The 20,616-nt window shown below is 71.1% G+C and carries 22 protein-coding genes; 6 read left to right on the forward strand and 16 right to left on the reverse strand.

Annotated features, from left to right (window positions below):
• Window positions 1-24: 24 nt before the first annotated feature.
• The 4 genes from AC07FJ_RS32890 to AC07FJ_RS32905 are packed head-to-tail and all read right to left on the reverse strand — an operon-like array spanning window position 25 to window position 3,038.
• Window positions 25-1,356, reverse strand: a complete 1,332-nt coding sequence (locus tag AC07FJ_RS32890) for an NADH-quinone oxidoreductase subunit D (protein ID WP_468297234.1) — start codon at window positions 1,354-1,356, stop codon at window positions 25-27.
• Window positions 1,353-2,084, reverse strand: a complete 732-nt coding sequence (locus AC07FJ_RS32895) for an NADH-quinone oxidoreductase subunit C (RefSeq protein WP_361428301.1) — start codon at window positions 2,082-2,084, stop codon at window positions 1,353-1,355. Before AC07FJ_RS32895 ends, AC07FJ_RS32890 begins: the two co-directional genes overlap by 4 nt.
• Complete coding sequence (locus AC07FJ_RS32900) at window positions 2,081-2,635, reverse strand: NuoB/complex I 20 kDa subunit family protein (protein WP_064070020.1); 555 nt, start codon at window positions 2,633-2,635, stop codon at window positions 2,081-2,083. Before AC07FJ_RS32900 ends, AC07FJ_RS32895 begins: the two co-directional genes overlap by 4 nt.
• Before the next feature lie 43 nt (window positions 2,636-2,678).
• Window positions 2,679-3,038 (reverse strand): NADH-quinone oxidoreductase subunit A, encoded by a 360-nt coding sequence (locus AC07FJ_RS32905; protein WP_031077122.1) that lies wholly within the window; start codon window positions 3,036-3,038, stop codon window positions 2,679-2,681.
• A gap of 704 nt (window positions 3,039-3,742) precedes the next feature.
• On the opposite strand from AC07FJ_RS32905, the gene AC07FJ_RS32910 reads away from it, so the two are divergent.
• A complete protein-coding gene (locus AC07FJ_RS32910) occupies window positions 3,743-4,576 on the forward strand; it encodes a C40 family peptidase (RefSeq protein ID WP_361428298.1) in 834 nt (277 codons plus the stop codon).
• A 261-nt stretch (window positions 4,577-4,837) separates the two neighbouring features.
• Window positions 4,838-5,725 (forward strand): hypothetical protein, encoded by an 888-nt coding sequence (locus tag AC07FJ_RS32915; RefSeq protein WP_479052848.1) that lies wholly within the window; start codon window positions 4,838-4,840, stop codon window positions 5,723-5,725.
• 34 nt (window positions 5,726-5,759) lie between these two features.
• Here the strand turns inward: AC07FJ_RS32915 and AC07FJ_RS32920 are convergent, their stop codons facing one another.
• The gene (locus AC07FJ_RS32920) at window positions 5,760-7,052 is read right to left on the reverse strand and encodes a geranylgeranyl reductase family protein (RefSeq protein ID WP_479052849.1); all 1,293 of its coding nucleotides are present in this window, start codon (window positions 7,050-7,052) and stop codon (window positions 5,760-5,762) included.
• 98 nt (window positions 7,053-7,150) lie between these two features.
• Between AC07FJ_RS32920 and AC07FJ_RS32925 the strand changes: the two genes are divergently transcribed.
• Entirely contained in the window at window positions 7,151-7,675 is a 525-nt protein-coding gene (locus AC07FJ_RS32925) for a GNAT family N-acetyltransferase (protein WP_361428284.1), read from the forward strand.
• 20 nt (window positions 7,676-7,695) lie between these two features.
• On the opposite strand, the gene AC07FJ_RS32930 is transcribed toward AC07FJ_RS32925, so the two are convergent.
• The 5 genes from AC07FJ_RS32930 to AC07FJ_RS32950 all read right to left on the reverse strand — a co-directional run bounded on the left by AC07FJ_RS32930 (window position 7,696) and on the right by AC07FJ_RS32950 (window position 13,032).
• Complete coding sequence (locus AC07FJ_RS32930) at window positions 7,696-8,388, reverse strand: demethylmenaquinone methyltransferase (RefSeq protein ID WP_479052850.1); 693 nt, start codon at window positions 8,386-8,388, stop codon at window positions 7,696-7,698.
• A gap of 29 nt (window positions 8,389-8,417) precedes the next feature.
• Window positions 8,418-9,017: a hypothetical protein gene (locus AC07FJ_RS32935; RefSeq protein WP_479052851.1), complete on the reverse strand. Its 600-nt coding sequence runs from the start codon at window positions 9,015-9,017 to the stop codon at window positions 8,418-8,420.
• Between the two features lie 7 nt (window positions 9,018-9,024).
• On the reverse strand, window positions 9,025-10,224 hold the full coding sequence (mqnC, locus tag AC07FJ_RS32940) for a cyclic dehypoxanthinyl futalosine synthase (RefSeq protein WP_479052852.1): 1,200 nt from the start codon (window positions 10,222-10,224) through the stop codon (window positions 9,025-9,027).
• A gap of 83 nt (window positions 10,225-10,307) precedes the next feature.
• Window positions 10,308-12,011 (reverse strand): serine/threonine-protein kinase, encoded by a 1,704-nt coding sequence (locus AC07FJ_RS32945; protein ID WP_479052853.1) that lies wholly within the window; start codon window positions 12,009-12,011, stop codon window positions 10,308-10,310.
• Between the two features lie 133 nt (window positions 12,012-12,144).
• Window positions 12,145-13,032 carry a menaquinone biosynthetic enzyme MqnA/MqnD family protein gene (locus AC07FJ_RS32950; RefSeq protein WP_479052854.1) on the reverse strand — a complete coding sequence of 296 codons (888 nt, stop codon included), beginning with the start codon at window positions 13,030-13,032 and terminating at the stop codon, window positions 12,145-12,147.
• A gap of 261 nt (window positions 13,033-13,293) precedes the next feature.
• On the opposite strand from AC07FJ_RS32950, the gene AC07FJ_RS32955 reads away from it, so the two are divergent.
• Window positions 13,294-13,497 (forward strand): cold-shock protein, encoded by a 204-nt coding sequence (locus AC07FJ_RS32955; RefSeq protein ID WP_003967102.1) that lies wholly within the window; start codon window positions 13,294-13,296, stop codon window positions 13,495-13,497.
• A 129-nt stretch (window positions 13,498-13,626) separates the two neighbouring features.
• On the forward strand, window positions 13,627-14,031 hold the full coding sequence (locus AC07FJ_RS32960) for a DnaJ family domain-containing protein (protein ID WP_361428272.1): 405 nt from the start codon (window positions 13,627-13,629) through the stop codon (window positions 14,029-14,031).
• Between the two features lie 62 nt (window positions 14,032-14,093).
• Here AC07FJ_RS32960 and AC07FJ_RS32965 read toward each other — a convergent pair whose 3' ends face one another.
• Window positions 14,094-15,224 (reverse strand): CapA family protein, encoded by a 1,131-nt coding sequence (locus AC07FJ_RS32965; protein WP_479052855.1) that lies wholly within the window; start codon window positions 15,222-15,224, stop codon window positions 14,094-14,096.
• A gap of 102 nt (window positions 15,225-15,326) precedes the next feature.
• Entirely contained in the window at window positions 15,327-15,938 is a 612-nt protein-coding gene (locus AC07FJ_RS32970; protein ID WP_479052856.1) for a dihydrofolate reductase family protein, read from the reverse strand.
• A 116-nt stretch (window positions 15,939-16,054) separates the two neighbouring features.
• Here AC07FJ_RS32970 and AC07FJ_RS32975 point away from each other — a divergent pair, with 116 nt between their 5' ends.
• Window positions 16,055-16,798: a class I SAM-dependent methyltransferase gene (locus tag AC07FJ_RS32975; RefSeq protein ID WP_479052900.1), complete on the forward strand. Its 744-nt coding sequence runs from the start codon at window positions 16,055-16,057 to the stop codon at window positions 16,796-16,798.
• A gap of 14 nt (window positions 16,799-16,812) precedes the next feature.
• Here the strand turns inward: AC07FJ_RS32975 and AC07FJ_RS32980 are convergent, their stop codons facing one another.
• The 4 genes from AC07FJ_RS32980 to AC07FJ_RS32995 all read right to left on the reverse strand — a co-directional run bounded on the left by AC07FJ_RS32980 (window position 16,813) and on the right by AC07FJ_RS32995 (window position 20,598).
• Entirely contained in the window at window positions 16,813-17,427 is a 615-nt protein-coding gene (locus AC07FJ_RS32980) for an antibiotic biosynthesis monooxygenase (protein WP_479052857.1), read from the reverse strand.
• Between the two features lie 181 nt (window positions 17,428-17,608).
• Complete coding sequence (locus tag AC07FJ_RS32985; protein WP_479052858.1) at window positions 17,609-18,187, reverse strand: AMIN-like domain-containing (lipo)protein; 579 nt, start codon at window positions 18,185-18,187, stop codon at window positions 17,609-17,611.
• A gap of 302 nt (window positions 18,188-18,489) precedes the next feature.
• Complete coding sequence (locus tag AC07FJ_RS32990) at window positions 18,490-19,107, reverse strand: TetR/AcrR family transcriptional regulator (RefSeq protein WP_479052901.1); 618 nt, start codon at window positions 19,105-19,107, stop codon at window positions 18,490-18,492.
• Between the two features lie 144 nt (window positions 19,108-19,251).
• Complete coding sequence (locus AC07FJ_RS32995; protein WP_479052859.1) at window positions 19,252-20,598, reverse strand: dicarboxylate/amino acid:cation symporter; 1,347 nt, start codon at window positions 20,596-20,598, stop codon at window positions 19,252-19,254.
• Window positions 20,599-20,616 lie beyond the last annotated feature (18 nt).

Here is a 20,616-nt window from a genome sequence, read left to right on the forward strand (position 1 = left end):
CCAAACCGACCTGTTGATTAGCGGTCACCGGTCGACGCCTCCCATCACGGGGTCGATGGACGCGACGGCGACGATGACGTCGGCGACCATGCCGCCCTCGCACATCGCCGCCATGGCCTGCAGGTTGGTGAACGACGGGTCGCGGAAGTGGACCCGGTAGGGGCGGGTGCCGCCGTCGGAGACGACGTGCGCGCCGAGCTCGCCCTTGGGTGACTCGACCGCGGTGTACGCCTGTCCGGGCGGGACCCGGAAGCCCTCGGTCACCAGCTTGAAGTGGTGGATCAGGGCCTCCATGGAGGTGCCCATGATCTTCTTGATGTGGTCCAGCGAGTTGCCGAGGCCGTCGGGCCCGAGGGCGAGCTGCGCGGGCCAGGCGATCTTCTTGTCGGCGACCATGACCGGGCCGGGCTCCAGCCGGTCGAGGCACTGCTCGACGATCCGCAGCGACTGGCGCATCTCCTCCAGCCGGATGAGGAAGCGGCCGTACGCGTCGCAGGTGTCGGCGGTCGGGACGTCGAACTCGTACGTCTCGTAACCGCAGTACGGGTCGGTCTTCCGCAGGTCGTGCGGGAGGCCGGCGGAGCGCAGGATCGGGCCGGTGACGCCGAGGGCCATGCAGCCGGCCAGGTCGAGGTAGCCGATGTCCTGCATGCGGGCCTTGAAGACGGGGTTGCCGGTGGCGAGCTTGTCGTACTCCGGCAGGTTCCGCTTCATCGTCTTCACGAACTCGCGGAGCTGGTCGACGGCGCCGGGCGGCAGGTCCTGGGCGAGGCCGCCGGGCCGGATGAACGCGTGGTTCATGCGCAGGCCGGTGATCAGCTCGTACAGGTCCAGGATCAGCTCGCGGTCCCGGAAGCCGTAGATCATGATCGTGGTGGCGCCGAGCTCCATGCCGCCGGTGGCGATGCACACCAGGTGGGAGGAGAGGCGGTTGAGCTCCATCAGCAGCACGCGGATGACGGAGGCGCGGTCGGGGATCTGGTCCTCGATGCCGAGCAGCTTCTCCACGCTCAGGCAGTACGCCGCCTCGTTGAAGAACGGCGTCAGGTAGTCCATGCGCGTGACGAAGGTGGTGCCCTGCGTCCAGGTCCGGAATTCGAGGTTCTTCTCGATGCCGGTGTGGAGGTAGCCGATGCCGCAGCGGGCTTCGGTGACGGTCTCGCCGTCGAGCTCCAGGATGAGCCGGAGCACGCCGTGCGTGGACGGGTGCTGGGGGCCCATGTTGACGACGATCCGCTCGTCGTCGGCCTTGACCGCGGACTCGGCGACCTCGTCCCAGTCGCCGCCGGTGACCGTGTAGACGGTGCCCTCGGTGGTCTCGCGGCTTTCCGCGTGGGGAGCGTGTGGGGTGGTCACGAGTACGACCTCCGCTGGTCCGGAGCCGGGATCTGGGCGCCCTTGTACTCGACGGGAATGCCGCCGAGGGGGTAGTCCTTGCGCTGCGGGAAGCCCTGCCAGTCGTCCGGCATCATGATCCGGGTCAGGGCGGGGTGGCCGTCGAAGATCAGGCCGAAGAAGTCGTACGCCTCGCGCTCGTGCCAGTCGTTGGTCGGGTAGACCTCGACGAGCGAGGGGATGTGCGGGTCCGCGTCCGGCGCCGACACCTCCAGCCGGATGAGCCGGCCGTGGGTGAGCGAGCGCAGGTGGTAGACGGCGTGCAGCTCGCGGCCCTTGTCGCCGGGGTAGTGGACGCCGCTGACGCCCGTACAGAGCTCGAAGCGCAGGGCGGGGTCGTCGCGCAGGGTGCGGGCGACGCGGACCAGGTGCTCGCGGGCGATGTGGAAGGTGAGCTCGCCGCGGTCGACGACCGTCTTCTCGATGGCGTTCTCGGGGACGAGCCCCTGTTCCTCCAGGGCACCTTCGAGCTCGTCGGCGACCTCGTCGAAGTACCCGCCGTAGGGGCGGGTGGCCTCGCCGGGGAGGCGGATGGAGCGGACGAGGCCGCCGTAGCCGGAGGTGTCGCCGCCGTTGTTCGCGCCGAACATGCCGCGCTGGACGCGGATCTCCTCACCGCCCTGGCCCCGCTGCCCGGGGAGGTTCTGCGCGCTGAGTTCCTGGTCCGGATTGGGCTGTGACTCGCTCACCTCAGCAGGCCCTTCATCTCGATCGTCGGCAGCGCCTTCAGCGCCGCCTCCTCCGCCTCGCGGGCCGCTTCCCGCGCGTTGACGCCGAGCTTGGAGCCCTGGATCTTCTGGTGGAGCTTGAGGATCGCGTCCATCAGCATCTCCGGACGCGGCGGGCAGCCCGGCAAATAGATGTCAACGGGAACAATGTGGTCAACGCCCTGCACAATCGCGTAGTTGTTGAACATTCCGCCCGACGATGCGCACACCCCCATGGAGATCACCCACTTCGGGTTGGGCATCTGGTCGTAGACCTGGCGCAGGACGGGCGCCATCTTCTGGCTCACCCGGCCGGCCACGATCATCAGGTCGGCCTGGCGCGGTGAGCCGCGGAAGACCTCCATGCCGAAACGCGCCAGGTCGTACCGCCCGGCGCCGGTCGTCATCATCTCGATGGCGCAGCAGGCGAGACCGAAGGTCGCGGGGAAGACGGACGCCTTGCGCACCCAGCCCGCGGCCTGTTCGACCGTCGTCAGCAGAAAACCGCTCGGCAGCTTCTCTTCGAGTCCCATGTCGGTGCCCCTCAGCCCCTTAAGTCCTCTTGCCTCTTGGTCCTCAGTCCCAGTCCAGGCCGCCGCGCCGCCATACGTACGCGTAGGCGACGAAGACGGTGAGCACGAAGAGCAGCATCTCCACGAGCCCGAACAGCCCGAGTGCGTCGAAGCTGACGGCCCAGGGGTAGAGGAAGACGATCTCGATGTCGAAGACGATGAAGAGCATCGCCGTCAGGTAGTACTTGATGGGGAAGCGGCCGCCACCGGCTGGTGTCGGCGTCGGCTCGATGCCGCACTCGTACGCCTCAAGCTTCGCCCTGTTGTACCGCTTTGGGCCGATAAGCGTGGCCATGACCACGGAGAAGATCGCAAACCCTGCCCCGAGGGCGCCGAGCACGAGGATGGGCGCGTAGGCATTCACGCTCCTCGCTCCTTCCAGTCGTCCTTGACCGTTGGACCGCACCGGGCATTCGTCTCGCCGCCTCGCGAAGATCGCGTACATGTGAGGCAGTTCACAAGCCCGACTGCTTCGCATCCTATGCCCGTCGATCTGTGATCTGCGACACGGGGTACGACAACGTCTTTGTGATCTCCACCACCTGGCGAAGGATCATGAATTCGGATGAACGGTGATCTTGGTACGCGGCGTGGCCGAATGACCTCATACCGTGACATGCAGGGGGGTTACCGCTGGTCGCGAGGGGTGTGCCCTATCAAGAGATGGCATCTACAGGCAAATTCGCCATGGGCTCTCCCGGGTGATAAAGGAGCTTCACCTCACCCGCCCGAGGGGCTCGCCTGGACCGAAGTGGACGCGTGCGCGTTTTCACGATCTTTCGGGCCGCTCCCCGCGCCCCGAGCCGTGATCACTCCGTGACCTGCGTCACAGGATTCACCGCTCGCCAATAGCGGGCTTGGCCACCGGAGCGCCGGAGTGGTAGGCGCGCGGCAATTCGGGCGTTTCGCGGAAAGCCCATGATCACGGCCTTGATCACGACAGTCCGCATTGTCCGTTACGGCGTCAATAAGGGCCCCGATGAAGCGGATTCGGGCATTCCACGCGCAACTGTGGCGCAACCCACGTTTCTTGAAGGGAACCGCACCGCCCTGATAGCGGTTGTACTCATGTCCCACACCGCTCACATACCCAGCCACCGGAAGCCCCGCCGCAGCGCCTCGAAGCTCTCGCTGCGCGCCGGAGTTGCCGGTGGCGTCCTCAGCACCGTCGCGGTGGCCGGTGCCGCCGGCCCGGCCCAGGCCGAGCCGGTGACCGAGACCATCGAGATGCCCGCGCTCAACGGAGACCTCTCCGCGGGTCTGTCGAGCGCTGTCGCCGCCTCCGCCGAGGCGACCCAGCAGATCGCCCTCGACACCGAGCTCCAGGCCGCTGAGGACGCCGCGGCGGCCAAGGCCGCCAAGGACGCCAAGAAGGCCAAGCAGGAGGCCGAGCGCAAGGCGGAGGCCGAGCGCAAGGCCGAGGAGCGGGCCCGCGCCGAGGCCCAGGAGCGCGCCAACCGCTCCTCCGAGCGCACCACGCTCTCCGCCTCGGGTTCCGGCTCCGCCATCGGTTCGGACGAGGGCGGTTCCGTCTCCGCGCCCGCCACCGGCTCCGCCGCGGCGATCATCGCCTTCGCCCGCGCCCAGGTCGGCGACGCGTACGTCATGGGCGGCACCGGTCCCAACTCCTGGGACTGCTCCGGCCTCGTGCAGGCCGCGTACCGCCAGGCCGGCATCGACCTGCCGCGCGTCTCCGGCGCGCAGTCGAGCATGGGCACCTCGGTCTCGCTCGACAACCTCCAGCCCGGCGACATCCTCTACTGGGGCAGCCGGAGCGGCTCGTACCACGTGGCGATCTACTCCGGCGGTGGCATGTTCATCGGCGCGCAGAACCCCGGCACCGGTGTCGTCGAGCGCCCGCTCGACTACGACCCGCCGTCCGGCGCGGTCCGCCTGCTCTGATCCAGGGGCCCACACGCCGAAGGGCCGTCGCTCCCCCGCTCGGGGTGGGAGCGACGGCCCTTCGGCGTGCCCTTCGTCGTCTTCGTACGCGGCGGGGGCGCGCGGCGACGCCGATGAGCAGGCCCTGGTGGACCGCGTGCACCAGGCAGGCGTGGCCGCGCACCACAGCCCGTCACCGCGATGGCCGTATCAATTCGCCGAGCGGGCCGCGTGGTTAAAGTGGCGTACTCAGTAGGTCACGACGGGACGGGGGCATGAGTCATGCACGGTTTCCACCTCGCGGTGGAGAGTTCCAGGGCACTGCCGAGTTGGGCGCCACCCGCACTCATCGGTGCAGCACTCACCGCGTGCGTCACCCTGCTGGTCTGGTATCTGAATGCTCGCCGCGAACCAGTCAAGCGCATCACCTGGGAAGCCCGTACCCAGTCCAGCATCGTGTCCATCGACCGTGAGTTCCAGCAGAAGGTGGGGATCTCGTACGCCGGTCAGCCTGTGAGCGATCTTTGTGTGGTCAGGTTCAAACTGAAGAACACCGGAAACAAGGTGATCAAGAACCACAAGATCCGGCTCCACTTTCCAGGCGACTCGCACATCCTCGAACAACACTTCTCACCTACCCCCGAAGAGGAGCTCGGCGCCTCGCTGCACATGCGCGCCGGTAATCAGTTCGAGCCCTCGTCGGAGACGGTCTGTTCCATCACCCATCTCGAAGCGGACCAAGAGGTGTCCTTCGAGATCATCGCCGCCGGGACCGATGCCAAGAACTGGAAACCGCACTCCTTCAACGAGGAAGGCGACGTCCAGTTCCGTGAGAAGTCGGCCGACCGCACGACCAGTGACTTCCAACTTCTCACGGGTTTCCTCGCACTGGCCCTCATGCTCGCGACGACGCCCTCGATGGTCGAGTTCGTCGGCGGTGTCGGCCCTCTCCTGGGAGCGCTTCTGCGCCTGGCCCTCCTGATCCCCATGCTCCTGCTCCTCCCTGCGGTCACTGGCGCGCTGTTGCGGGAGTTGGCGAAGCTGGGGAATGAGTCGCCGACGCTCCACGTGCACGACAGCGCGCTCATCTACAACGCCCGCTCCGCTTCGGTCGGAACAGCCCGCGTGACGCACAAAGCGCGGGTGGACGAAGAGTCGGCCGCAGCCTGACACACACGGGAGAACCACCCACCGGCCCTCACGCTTATGAACGCGGGGCCACCTTCGACAGGCCGTTGATGATGCGGTCCATCGCGTCGCCGCCCGTCGGGTCGGTGAGGTTGGCGAGCATCTTCAGCGTGAACTTCATCAGCAGCGGGTGCGTCAGACCGCGCTGCGTGGCGATCTTCATGACCTTCGGGTTGCCGATCAGCTTCACGAAGGCGCGGCCCAGCGTGTAGTAGCCGCCGTACGTGTCCTTGAGGATCTTCGGGTAGTTGTGCAGGGCCAGCTCCCGCTGGGCCGGGGTCGCGCGGGCGTGGGCCTGGACGATGACGTCGGCGGCGATCTGGCCGGACTCCATCGCGTACGCGATGCCCTCGCCGTTGAACGGGTTGACCAGGCCGCCCGCGTCGCCGACGAGCAGCAGACCGCGCGTGTAGTGCGGCTGGCGGTTGAAGGCCATCGGCAGGGCGGCGCCGCGGATCGGGCCCGTCATGTTCTCGGGGACGTACCCCCAGTCCTCCGGCATGGAGGCGCACCACGCCTTCAGCACCTCGCGCCAGTCCAGCTCCTTGAAGGAGTCGGAGGTGTTGAGGACGCCGAGGCCGACGTTGGAGGTGCCGTCGCCCATGCCGAAGATCCAGCCGTAGCCGGGCAGCAGCCGGTCCTCGCCCGGGCCGCGCCGGTCCCACAGCTCCAGCCAGGACTCCAGGTAGTCGTCCTCGTGGCGCGGGGAGGTGAAGTACGTGCGGACGGCGACGCCCATCGGGCGGTCCTCCCGCCGGTGCAGGCCCATGGCGAGCGACAGGCGGGTGGAGTTGCCGTCGGCGGCGACGACGAGCGGCGCGTGGAAGGTGACGGGCGCCTTCTCCTCGCCGAGCTTGGCGTGGACGCCCGTGATGCGGCCGGTGCGCTCGTCGACGATCGGCGCGCCGACGTTGCAGCGCTCGTAGAGACGGGCGCCGGCCTTCTGTGCCTGGCGGGCGAGCTGCTCGTCGAAGTCGTCGCGCTTGCGCACCAGTCCGTAGTCCGGGTAGCTGGCGAGGTCCGGCCAGTCGAGCTGGAGGCGCACGCCGCCGCCGATGATGCGCAGGCCCTTGTTCCGCAGCCAGCCGGCCTCTTCGGAGATGTCGATGCCCATCGCGACCAGCTGCTTGGTGGCGCGGGGCGTGAGGCCGTCGCCGCAGACCTTCTCGCGCGGGAAGGCGGTCTTCTCCAGGAGGAGGACGTCGAGGCCCGCCTTGGCGAGGTAGTAGGCGGTGGTCGAACCGGCCGGGCCCGCCCCGACGACGATCACATCCGCTGTGTGTTCGGACAGGGACTGCTGCTCGGCCACGGCGGGTTCTCCCGAATACTCGAAATTGCGTACCGGACGGCACAGGTCATGTGCAGTCTAGGGGGACGTACCGATCAGCGACCCGAAGGGCCACCCCGATGACCGAGCTGCTCCCCGCCGCCGCCCCGCCCGTAGTCCGGCTGCGCGTGCCGACGGACGAGGACGCGTACGCCTGGCACCGGGTCTTCGACGACCCGGAGGTCATGGAGTTCTTCCAGGGCGGCCCGGCCGAGCTGTCCGTCTACCACGAGTTCACCGCCCGCCAGCGCCGGCACGACGCCGAGCGCGGCTTCTGCCTGTGGACGCTGCTGGACGAGGACGACGAGGTCATCGGCTTCACGGGCGCGCAGCCGTGGCCGCACTCCTGGGGCCCGGTCGGCGAGATAGAGATCGGCTGGCGGCTGGCCCGGTCCGCCTGGGGCAAGGGGTACGCGACGGCCGCCGCCCACGCGACGCTGGAGCGGCTGCGCGCGGCGGGCGTGGAGCGGGTGGTCGCCATGGTGAACACCCGCAACGCGCGCTCGGTGGCCGTGACGCGGCGGCTCGGCATGACGCGGGGCGAGACGTACGCCATTCCCGACAGCGGCGGCCAGGAGGGCTACTGCTTCCGCCTGGAGCTCTGACGTGCTGGAACTCTGACGCGTCAGGCCTTGGTGCCCCGGTGCAGGGCCACGATGCCGCCCGTCAGGTTGCGCCACGCCACCTTCGACCAGCCGGCCTTCTGCAGCAGCCGGGCCAGCTCGGCCTGCTCGGGCCAGCTCTGGATGGACTCGGCGAGGTAGACGTACGCGTCCGGGTTGGACGAGACGGCGCGGGCGACCGGCGGCAGCGCGCGCATCAGGTACTCCTCGTACACCGTCCGGAAGGGCGCCCACGTCGGGTGGGAGAACTCACAGATGACGACCCGTCCGCCCGGCTTGGTCACCCGGTACAGCTCGCGCAGCGCGGCGTCCGTGTCCTGGACGTTGCGCAGCCCGAAGGAGATGGTCACCGCGTCGAAGACCTCGTCCCGGAAGGGCAGCTTCGTCGCGTCGCCCGCCGTGAGCGGCAGCCACGGGTGGCGCCGCTTGCCCTCGCGGAGCATGCCCAGCGAGAAGTCGCACGGCACGACGTACGCGCCGGCCCGGGCGAACGGCAGCGAGGAGGTGCCGGTGCCCACCGCGAGGTCGAGGACCTTCTGGCCGGGCCGGGCGTCGACCGCCTTGGCGACCTCCTTGCGCCACCGCCGGTCCTGGCCCAGCGAGAGCACGTCGTTCGTCAGGTCGTAGTTGGCCGCGACGTCGTCGAACATCGAGGCGACTTCGTGCGGCTGCTTGTCCAGGGATGCGCGGGTCACGCCCCCATTCAAGCAGGGGTCCTCCGGCGCTACGCGCGCCGGTGCACCAGCCGTCCGCCGATCACCGTGGCCACGCAGGTGGAGGCCCCGCGCCGGACGAGCTCCGCCCGGTCGGGCACGTCGAAGACCGCGAACCGGGCGGGCCCGCCGACGCGGAGCCCCGGCAGCAGCACGAGCGGCACCGGGGAGAACGACACGGGCCCGGGCAGCGTCGCCGGGCGGCCCGCCAGGGCGAGCCCGGCCCGCCGGACCGCGTCCTGGGCGGCCCGGCCGCGCAGTTCACCGGCGACGGCGACCGTGCCGTGCGCCAGCAGCCGCTGCACCCCGCGCCGGGCGCTGGCGCCCAGCCGGGAGGGGTCGGCGCGGAAGAGGGCCCGCGCCCGCTCGCCGGTGATCGGCGCGGTGCCGAATTCGTCGGCCTCGCGCGGGTCCGGGTGGTAGGTCAGCTCCAGGATCTCGGGACCGTACGGGTTGAGCAGCCCGGGCGTGAGGATGCCGGGCCACCGCCGCACCCGTGCGGTGGGACGGACGGCGGCCAGGTCCTCGTACGGGCCGAGGGCGGCGATGGACGCCCCGTCGACCAGGACGGCCGTCTCGGGCGTGGCCTCGGCGACGTGGAGGGTCAGCACGGCGGGCTCAGTTGGCGTTCAGCAGCTTGAGCTCGGGGTGGGCCGTGCCCCCCGCGATCGCCGTGGAGGAGATGTGCGAGGCGACGCGGTCGTCGACCGGGTCGTTCGCCGGATCGTCGTGGACGACGATGTGCTCGTACGTCGTCGTGCGCTGCGCCGGTACGCGGTCGGCGGTGCGGATCATGTCGATCATCTCGCGCAGGTTGGAGCGGTGCTTCGCGCCCGCCGACGAGACGACGTTCTCCTCCAGCATGATCGAACCGAGGTCGTCCGCGCCGTAGTGCAGGGTCAGCTGGCCGATCTCCTTGCCGGTGGTCAGCCAGGAGCCCTGGATGTGGGCGATGTTGTCCATGAACAGCCGCGCGACGGCGATCATGCGCAGGTACTCGAAGAGCGTGGCCTGCGTGCGGCCCTTCAGGTGGTTGTTCTCGGGCTGGTACGTGTACGGGATGAAGGCGCGGAAGCCGCCCGTCCGGTCCTGCACGTCACGGATCATGCGCAGGTGCTCGATGCGCTCGGCGTTGGTCTCGCCGGTGCCCATGAGCATCGTGGAGGTGGACTCCACGCCCAGGTTGTGCGCGATCTCCATGATCTCCAGCCACCGCTCGCCGGACTCCTTCAGCGGGGCGATGGCCTTGCGCGGCCGCTCGGGCAGCAGCTCGGCGCCCGCGCCCGCGAAGGAGTCGAGGCCTGCGGCGTGGATGCGCTGGATGGCCTCCTCCACCGTCACCTTGGAGATCCGCGCCATGTGCTCGACCTCGGAGGCCCCGAGGGAGTGGATGACGAGCTGCGGGAACTCCTTCTTGATGGCCGCGAAGTGCTTCTCGTAGTACTCCACGCCGTAGTCCGGGTGGTGACCGCCCTGGAACATGATCTGGGTGCCGCCGAGCTCCACCGTCTCCGCGCAGCGCCGCAGGATGTCGTCGAGGTCGCGGGTCCAGCCCTTGGCCGTGTCCTTCGGCGGCGCGTAGAAGGCGCAGAACTTGCACGCCGTGACGCACACGTTCGTGTAGTTGATGTTGCGCTCGATGATGTACGTCGCGATGTGCTCCGTACCGGCGTAGCGCCGCCGCCGCACCGCGTCCGCCGCCGCGCCGAGGGCATGCAGCGGGGCCGACCGGTAGAGGTCGAGCGCCTCCTCGGGGGTGATCCGCCCACCCTCGGCGGCGCGGTCCAGGACGGACTGGAGGTCGGCCTTCTCGGTCACCGGATGTCACCTTTCGGCGGTTTTACAGGGCTTCAGGGGTGCTTCAGCGGCTTCAGTACGGACCGAACCAGCCTACGCCCGGGTCACCCGCCCGCCTTGGTCAGGGTGCCGGTCGGCCGGCCCGCCGCCGCCTCGTCGGACCGGTAGGCGAGGGTGCCGTCGGCGGTGAGGGTGAAGGTCAGGGTGGCGGAGCTGCCGGTGCACAGGCCCGGCGACCCCGGCTTGGCCGGGTCCGTGCGGTCCACCACGGTGAGTTCGCCCGGCTTGACGGCGGTGAGCCTGCCGACGCTGTGGCACTCGACGGTCGTGGTGAGGACGGAGAGGGTGGTCGTCATCCGGACCACGTCCTGCCCGGTGCCTCCCCGGCTGAAGACGGCCGTCAGCTCGCCGTGCGGCAGGCCGTTGGCCTCCTGGGTGGGGCCCTTCCAGGTGCCGAGGAACTCCTTCGGAACGGCCGACGCGGAGGCGGGGGGCGCGGAGCCCTGCGCCGGGGGCTTGGCGGCGTTGCCGTTGTCGCCGCCCTGTCCGGGCAGCAGGTCCAGCAGGAACGCGCCGCCGACCGTCACCGCCGCGAGCGCCCCCGCGAGCGTGAGGGCGACCGTGCAGCTGAGGCGGCGACCGCGGGCCGCGGTCGGCGGCGCCGGGTCGAGCGGCGGCCCGAAGACGCCCAGCGGACCGCCCGTGGAGCCGGATGCCGCACCGCCCGTGGAACCGGACGACGAGCCGGACGCCGCGTCCGGTACGGCCCCGGCGCCCGCCCCGGCGCCGGACGGCGAGCTGGACGCCTCGACCGCTACGGCCCCGGCCGCCGTCCCCGGCGACGGCGGCTCGACCGCCGGGCCGCTGAACGGCACCGGACCCGACCGCACCCCGGCCGGGTCCGCCGCCGCCGGCTCGAGGTCCAGCAGCCGGACCGCCTCCCGGCTGAGCCGCGCCACCAGCGGGCCCGGCAGCCAGCCGCCCTCGACCAGCGCGGCCGCCCCGTCCGGGGCGAGCCGCCGGGCGACCTCGGCGGGCGCCGGGCGGGCCGCCGGGTCCTTGGCCAGGCACGCGGCGACCAGGTCCCGCAGCTCGCCGGTGAGGGCGCCGCCCAGCTCGGGCTGCTCGTGGACGACCTTGTAGAGGAGCGCCGCCGAGGAGTCGCCGGAGAACGGCGGCTCGCCGGTCGCCGCGTACGCGAGCACCGAGCCCAGCGAGAACACGTCCGCCGCGCCGCCCACGCCCTTGCCGAGGATCTGCTCGGGCGCCATGTAGCCCGGGGACCCGACGGACACGCCGGTGGAGGTGAGCGACGCGGTGCCGTCCGTCGCCCGCGCTATGCCGAAGTCGATCAGCCGCGGCCCCTCGACGGTCAGCAGGACGTTCGACGGCTTCACGTCGCGGTGGACGAGCCCGAGCCCGTGCACGGCCTCCAGCGCCTCGGCGAGTCCGGATCCCAGCGCCCGTACCGTGTGCGGCGGCAGCGGGCCGTGCTCGGTGACCGCGCGGGCGAGCGAGGGCCCGGCCACGTACGCCGTCGCGACCCAGGGCACGGGCGCCTCCGGGTCCGCGTCGAGGACGGGCGCGGTCCACCGCGCCCCCACGCGCCGGGCCGCTTCCACCTCGCGGCGGAACCGCGCCCGGAACTCCTCGTCCAGCGCGAAGTGCGGGTGCACGACCTTCACGGCGACGGTACGGCCGCCCTCGCTCCGCGCGAGGTACACCCGTCCCATACCGCCCGCCCCGAGCCTGCCGAGCAGCCGGTACGGGCCGATGGCCCCCGGTTCGCCGGCTTCCAACGGCTGCATGCGAGCCCCCCGTTCCCGTACGCCTCGGTCCCCTACGTCGTCGACAGCAGGGTAGAGGGCGGTGATTCGGCGGGGACGGTGGATTCCGGGGCCGCGAATTCCCGCGGCCCCCTTCCCTGACTTCCCGGAAATGTCACTCCGTACGCAGCAACTCGACCCGCACATCCGCGGGAAAGCCGGTCGTCGGCCCGGTCCTGCGGGCGAACTCGCGTACACCCGCCAGCTGTTCCGCCCCCAAACGGAAGTCGAGCGTCGTGAAATACCGCTCCAGCAGCGCCGCGTCGAAGGTCTCCCAGCGCGCCGCCTGTTCGGCCACCTTCACGACCTCCTGCAACGACAGGTCGCGCGAGGCGAGAAACGCCTCGTGGACCCGACGCGTCACTTCCGGCTCACGTGCCAGATATTCCTTGCGCACGGCCCACACCGCGAAGACGAACGGCAGCCCCGTCCATTCCTTCCACAGCTGCCCCAGGTCGTGAACATGAAGGCCGAGTCGCGGCGCGTCCTGCAGCGAGGCGCGCAGCGCCGCGTCCCCGATCAGGACGGCCGCGTCCGCCTCGCGCATCATCAGGCCGAGGTCCGGCGGGCAGGTGTAGTAGTCGGGCGCCACGCCGTACCGCTCGGCGAGCAGCAGCTGCGCCAGGCGCACGGACGTACGGGAGGTCGAGCCGAGCGCGACGCGCGCCCCGTCCAGCTCCTCCAGCGGCCGCTGCGAGACGATCACGCAGGACATGACGGGGCCGTCGCAGCCGACCGCGAGGTCGGGGAAGGCGACCAGGTCGTCGGCGTTGCGCAGGAACTCGACGAGGGTGATCGGGGCGATGTCGAGAGCGCCGTCCACCAGCTGCTCGCTGAGCTTCTCCGGGGTGTCCTTCGTGAGCTCGAGATCCAGAAGCGTTCCGGTGCGGGCGAGTCCCCAGTACAGGGGCACGCAGTTCAGGAACTGAATGTGACCGACGCGCGGCCGGTTCGGCTGCTGTCGCTGCTGCTGCCCGGGGTGACAGTCGGTTGAATTGTCCACATCGCGAGGCTAGACCCGCGCGGCGCGGCAGGCGTCAGGGGGTGCCGTGCGTCAGCGTCCGTGAAAGGTTCAAACCTCCGAGTGAAGTGATCTTTACCTCTACCGCTTCCCGGTGGCCGCGTGCTAGGCTCGGCGCAAGTTGCAGTTTGGTTTCCCTTGCAGTACAGAGCCTGCGGAGCATGTGACCCGCAGGCTTTTGTAGTTTTCAGACTTCTTTGCAGGTTCTGGAGCAGGGCAACCCTTTGGCCCATAGGAGGGCTTATGGCTACCGGAACCGTCAAGTGGTTCAACGCTGAAAAGGGCTTCGGCTTCATCGCCCAGGACGGCGGCGGCCCGGATGTCTTCGTACACTACTCCGCGATCAACGCCTCTGGTTTCCGCTCCCTCGAGGAGAACCAGGTCGTGAACTTCGACGTCACCCAGGGCCCCAAGGGCCCGCAGGCGGAGAACGTCACCCCGGCCTAGTTGCCCGGGTCGGCGATCGCGCACGACTTAGCAGTACCCAAGGAGCTCCTTCCCGTGACCAGGCGGTCGCGGGAAGGGGCTCCTGCCTTTTTCGCCCCCGAAGCAGGACGCGTCCGTACGATCGAAGACATGACGGATCGGAAACCGCCCGGCGTCAGCTTCGAGTCATGGGTCGACCGGCAGATCCGCGAGGCGCAGGAGCGGGGCGACTTCGAGCACCTCGACGGCTTCGGCAAGCCGCTGCCGGACGACACCGCGCCGTACGACGAGACGTGGTGGGTCAAGGGCAAGATGCACCGCGAGGGCATCGCCCCCGTCCTGCCGCCCGCGCTCGCGCTCCGCAAGGAGGCCGAGGACGCGCGGGAGGCCGCGGGGCGGGCGGCGAGCGAGGCGCAGGTGCGGCGGATCGTCGCGGAGATCAACGAGAAGATCGAGGCGGCGCTGCGCCGCCCGCCCGCGGGCCCACCGCTGCGGCTGGCGCCGCTTGACGCGGAGGAACTGGTACGGGAGTGGCGCGCGGGCCGCGACGGCTAGGACGTGTGCCCGTGCGCGGCTCGCCCCCGTACCCGCTCAGCGCTCAGGCCCAGCGCTCAGGCTCAGCGCTCGGCGCGCTCCGCGGGGAGGGCCCGCAGGCCGCCGCCTTGTGGGTCCGCCGCGACGCGCAGCCCGTACGCGCGGCTGATCCGGTCGAGGGTCTCCCGCAGCCACGCGCGGTCCGCGCCCGTCGCGGGCCGCAGACGCATCCGCCGGGGGCGCAGGACCGCCATCCGCAGGCCGGCGAGGCGGCCGGTGTCCGGCTCCAGCGAGGCGAAGCAGGCCAGGCGCAGGTCGTCGCGGTACTGCTCGTAGCCGGTGATGCCCTCGTAGTCGTCGATGAAGTCCCCGCAGCCGTACAGGACCAGGTGGCCCCGGTACAGCTCCAGCGGGCGCGGGTGGTGCGAGGAGTGCCCGTGTACGAGGTCGACGCCGGCGTCGATCAGCGCGTGGGCGAACCGGGTCTGGGCGCGCGGGACGCCGTAGCCCCAGTTGGAGCCCCAGTGGACGGAGACGACGGCCACGTCGCCCGGTCGCTTCGCCTCCCGGACGCGGTGGGCCAGCGCCGCGGCGGCGGCGTCGGAGGGCTCGGCGACGTAGTGGACCCCCGGCGTGTCCTCGCCGGCCGCCCATGCGGAGGGGACGCCGCTGGAGGACATGGAGAGGGCGAAGACCAGCACCCGGCCGCCGCCGGGCAGGGGGACGACGGCGGGGCGGCGCGCCTCGGCCGCGTTCCGCCCGGCGCCCGCCGTCCGCAGGCCGGCACCGGCCAGCGAGTCGAGCGTCTCCTCCAGGCCGCGCCGCCCGAAGTCGAGCACGTGGTTGTTGGCGAGCACGCACACGTCGGGTCGGGCGGCGGCGAGGCACGGCAGGTTGTCGGGGTTCATGCGGTAGAGGACCGCCTTGCCGTGCTCGCGGTCGTCGCTGCGCGTGACGCTGGTCTCCAGGTTCACGATGCGGGCGTGCGGTGCGGCGTCGCCGAGCACCGCCAGGGCGTCGCCCCACGGCCAGGCCGGGTCGACCGGCCGCGGGATCGGGCCGCTGACCGCCTCGGCGAGCTCGACGTAGGCGCGGGCGTCGCGGATGTACTCCTCCCACAGGGTGGGGTCCGAGGGGTGGGGGAGGATCTGGTCGACGCCGCGCCCGAGCATCACATCGCCGCAGAGGAACAGCGTCAGCGTGTCCCCGCGCATGCCTCCACGCTACCGCCGCGCCCCGTCGCCGCCCCTCTGCCGCGGGGCCGCGGGGGCCGCGGGGGCCGCGGGACCGGGGGGCCGGGGGGCCGGGGGCCCCTCCTACGCGTTCCGTGCGCGCACGCGGTAGCGCAGGTGCGTGACGCCCCTGCCCTCGGCGATGGACAGCGGACCCTCCAGTTCGTACGGGGCGCCCTCGAGGCCCGTGAAGAACGGCGTTCCGCCGCCGAGCAGGACCGGGACCAGGTCCACTCCCACCTCGTCGAGCAGCCCCGCGTCGAGGCACTGCTGGGCGATGGTGCCGCCGTTGACCCCTACATGCCGGCCGTCCCCGGCGAGTTCGCGGGCGAGTGCGACCGCGCGCTCCACCCCTTCGGTGACGAAGTGGAAGGGGGCGCCCTCGCGGGGCCAGCCGTCCGGCACCGCGTGCGTGACGACCACGACGGGCACGCCCATGGGGTGGTTGCCGCCCCAGCCGCCGGTCAGGTCGAACAGCTTCCGGCCGACGACGAGCGCCCCCGTCTCTTTGACGAGCCGCCGCCAGTGGGTGGCGCTCACCTCGGTCATGCGCAGGGTCATCCCGGGGTCCGCGGTCTCGACGGTGACCTCGCCGTTCCCGTACCAGGCGAACAGCTTGTCGAAGCCGGTCTCCTCGGGCCCGGAGATAAAGCCGTCGAGGGACATGCTGGCGCCGGTGTACACCTTGGTCGTCATCGGTCTGCGCGCTCCTTGTCTGTGTGGCGGGGATCGCCGTCGCAGGAGAGACCGGTGCGCCGCGCGGAAATCATCGGTACGGGGACGGGGACGGGGACATGACACCGGGATCCACTCTGCTCGACTACGACGGGGAAGCCGGGCAGTACGACGCCTCCCGGGGCGGTGAGCCGCGGGCGCGGGCGGCCGCAGAGGCGCTCGAGCGGCTGCTGCCCCAGGGGCCGGGCACGGTACTGGACGTCGCGTGCGGCACCGGCATCGTCACCCGCAGGCTGGTCCGCCCGGGCCGCACGGTGCTCGGCGTGGACCGCTCCCCCGGCATGCTGCGGCTCGCCGCCCACCGGCACCCGGGCCGTGTCGCCCTCGGCGACGCCACCCGCCTGCCCGTGGGCACGGGCGCCGTCGACGCCGTGACGCTCGTCTGGCTGCTGCACCTGCTGCCCGACGCGACGCCCGTGCTCGCCGAGGCGCGGCGGGTGCTGCGGCCCGGCGGCGTCCTCATCACGACGGTGGACAAGGACGACGCGTACTTCACGGAGGACAGCGACATCGCCGAGGTGACGGCCCCGCTGCGGCGGGCGTACGCGCCGCGCGTGCCGGACCACTCCGGCCGCGTCCTGGGCTGGGCCGCCCGGCACGGGCTGCGCCTCGTGGGCGAGACCACGCTCCCCGGTACGGGCCAGGGCCGCAGCCCCCGCACCTGGCGGGAGCGGATCACCGGGGGCCACATCCCGTGGAGCGCCGCGGCGGAGCCGGCCGACGCGGCCGGGGTGTGCCGCGGGCTGGCCGCGCTCCCGGAGCAGGAGACCCCGCGGCCGGACCCGCGCTACCGGCTCATCGCACTCGCCCGGGAGCGGTGAAACGTACGCCCGGCTCAGGACGGCGGGATCGCCATCACCATGACCGCCTCGAACTCCTCGACCGACCGCACCCTAGCCCCCGTCTTGCTCGCCGCCTGGCCGCGCAGCACGGCGACGGGCCCCCGGGAGGACGCGAGGCTGTCCTGGTCGGCGTAGATGGCGCCCACCTGCGCCTCGCCCGCGGCGCGGTCGAGGAGCAGCGCCCCGCCCTGGAAGCCGGGCATCTGCTGGAGCTTGGGCAGCGCGCCGTTCTCGAAGGCGTCGACCAGCAGGTCCGCGCGCGACGGGTCGAACTGCATCCGGATCATCCGGAAGCGGGCTCCCTCACCGACCGACTCGGGGCGCGTCGCGACCGCGGCCTCCCAGGTGTCGACGGTCATGGTCGTCGCGAAGGGCGCCAGCATCTCGGTCCGCAGCTCGCCCATCCGTTCCGCGCTCGCCCGCAGGGCCTCCTCGTCGTCCCACCACGTACCGGTCAGCAGCTTCCCGATCTCCCGGTCCACGAACAGGCCCGCCCCCCGGAAGCCGGGCTCGCGCTGCAGCGCCTGCCTGCCTTCCGTGGTCATCCTCCGTACGGCCTCGTCGAGCTTGGCCGGATCTCCCGTCGCATACGTCGTACGAACGAACATGGCGCCCTTTCTCGGCTGGGATCGGGGGGCCGGAGTCGAAGGGATCGAGGCTCCCCCGTCCATGCGAAAGCCGGTGCGGGCGGGCGGCAAGGGGGCGCGGGCGTTCGGGTGAGCCGTGCCGTCGGCGGCGGCGCCGGGCGGTGCGTCGGCCGAAGAAGCAGCCCGTCCGTGGCGGGTGCCGTTACCAGGTGTGCGCGACGTCGATGATCAGCTTGTCGTCCCACTGCGTCACGCGGAACGGCAGGCGCGCCCGGACGCCGAGGCCGATCTGCGTCTGCCCCTCGAAACTCACCGCGAACCGGGTGTCCCGGAAGGTCTGGTAGCCGGTGATGTCCACACCCGGAAGCGGCTGGCTGGCCCGGCCGCCGTAGGTCGGCTTCATCGTGGCCGGGTCGTAGCTGGGCGAGGACACGTAGATCTGCAGGATGGCGCCGCCCTTGACCGGTATGGGATCGCCGGACGCGTCCTGGTGGAGGGTGTCGACGTAGCCGACGTGATAGCGGAGCTTGCCGGTCACGCCGCCGGTGTCCACCACCATGCGGTCGAAGCACGGGGACTGGCCGGTCCTGATCGACGTCAGGGGCCGGGCCGTCTCCGTCCCGGCCGTCTTGGCGAGGCTTCCCCAGCCGGTCGGGCAGGTCGTCGTGGTGCTGGTCGCGGCACGCGCGCTCGCGCTCTCACTGGCCTCGGCCGTCCCCGTCACGCCCGCCACCGTCGCGGCCGTGAGGAGGAACATCGCAGCGGTCTTCAACGCTCCCATGAGCTTTCCTCCCAGACATGTTCGATGTACACCATCCGACCAGGTGGCGAATCGTCCCGGCAAACCCGGTGACGTCAACCGGCCAGCCCCCTGACCTGGAACGGCCGGATGGTGCGGAGCGGGAAGCCCTCCGGAGGAGGAAGGACAGCTTCGTCCTGATGCGGGTGAGGCTGTGGTTTCGAGGAAGTGTGAAAAGTCCTGCCAACGGATGGGTGCTCCTCCGGAGGGAGGCCCACCCGCGACTGACCGAAAACGTGCTGCGGTACACGGCGTACAGGAACGGCGTCCTCAGCCGCGACGCGTCAGCGGGACGGCGACCAGCGTTCCCCGTCCATGAGGCTCCCGAGCCCGGTCCAGGCGAAGTTCATCAGCGTCGCCGCCGCCTCCTTCGCGCAGACGCCCGGTGTCTCGTTGGCCCACCCGGCGAGCGACTCGGCCGCGCCGACCAGCGCCTGGGCGAGACCCGCCGCGTCCCGCTCGCCGAACGACGGTTCCCGGCGCGCCTCGCGCGCCGCCGCCCCGATCAGGCCCGTCACGAAGGCCGTGATGTCGTCGCGCAGCGCGGCCACCTCCCCCGCGAACGGCTCCCCGTGCGTACGCGCCTGCCGGTGCAGGATCGCCCAGCCGTCCGGGTTCTCGGCGGTGTGGGTGAAGAACGCCGTGAGTCCCGCCCACAGTTGGCGGTCCGCCGGCAGCCCGGGCCGTACGGCGGCGCGGACGGCCGCGGTCAGCGCGGCGGCCTCGCGGCGGATGCACGCCGTGAAGAGCTCCTCCTTGGAGTTCAGGTAGAGGTACACCAAGGGCTTGGACACGCCGGCCAGTTCGGCTATCTCGTCCATGGAGGCCGCCCGGTAGCCGCGCTGCCCGAAGGTCCGTACCGCCGCGTCCATCATCTGCCGTTCGCGCACGGCCCGCGGCATCCGCGTCGGCTTCGCACCTGTGCCTCTCACGGCCCCCACCTCCTGTTTTCCGGTGGCGCACAGCCTAAGTGCCCCCGGTCCAGAGGTGGACCGGGGGCACTGTCGGCGGGCGGGGAGGATGACGCGGGGGCCGCGCGGGGAGGGTTACGCGGCGACCGGCACGGCCACCTTCTGCTCGGCCTCGCGCACCTCGCGCTCCTCCACGGGCGAACCCGAGGCGGAGTTGTACGCGTCGAGGTCGAGGATCTTCTCGCGGGCGGCGACGATGACCGGCACGAGCGCCTGGCCGGCGACGTTCGTGGCCGTACGCATCATGTCGAGGACCGGGTCGATGGCCATCAGCAGACCCACGCCCTCCAGGGGCAGGCCCAGCGTGGAGAGGGTCAGCGTCAGCATGACCGTCGCGCCGGTGAGGCCGGCGGTGGCGGCGGAGCCGACGACCGAGACGAACGCGATCATCAGGTAGTCCTGGATGCCCAGCTGCACGTCGAAGATCTGCGCGATGAAGATCGCCGCGAGCGCGGGGTAGATCGCGGCGCAGCCGTCCATCTTGGTCGTGGCGCCGAACGGCACGGCGAAGGAGGTGTACTCCTTCGGCACGCCCAGGCGCTCGGTGACCTTGACGGTGACCGGCATGGTGCCGACGGACGAGCGGGAGACGAAGGCCAGCTGGATGGCGGGCCAGGCGCCCTTGAAGAACTGGAGCGGGTTCACCTTGGCGACGGTCGCCAGCAGCAGCGGGTACACACCGAAGAGCACCAGCGCGCAGCCGACGTAGATGTCGGCGGTGAAGGTGGCGTACTTGCCGATGAGGTCCCAGCCGTACTCGGCGATGGCGTATCCGATGAGGCCGACCGTGCCGACCGGCGCGAGGCGGATGACCCACCACAGCGCCTTCTGGAGCAGCTCCAGGACGGACTCGCTGAGGGTGAGGATCGGCTGGGCCTTCTCACCGAGCTTGAGCGCGGCGACACCGGCGACGGCGGCCATGAAGACGATCTGCAGGACGTTCAGCTCGGTGAAGGGCGTGATGACGTCCGTCGGGATGATGCCGGTGAGGAAGTCCAGCCAGGAGCCGGCCTTCTCGGGCAGCTTGCCGTCCTTCGGGGTCAGGCCGGTGCCCGCGCCCGGGTTGGTGAGCAGGCCGATCACCAGGCCGATGGCCACGGCGATCAGCGACGTGATCATGAACCAGAGCAGGGTGCGGGTGGCCAGGCGCGCGGCGTTGTTGACCTTCCGCAGGTTGGTGATGGACACCAGGATCGCGAAGAAGACCAGCGGCGCTACGGCCAGCTTCAGCAGCTGGACGAAGATGTGGCCGACCTTGTCGAGGGTGGTGTGCAGCCACTGCACGTCGTAGCTGCGGGTGAGCCAGCCGAGGACGACGCCGAGGACCAGACCGGCGACGATCTGGACCCAGAAGGGGACCTTGGGTATGCGGGAGGCGCGCTGGGCGGGGGATTCGGTGCTCGCGGAGGCGGACACGGACACACTCCAGTGGGGCGTATC

Source organism: Streptomyces sp. NPDC045998 (assembly GCF_056430285.1).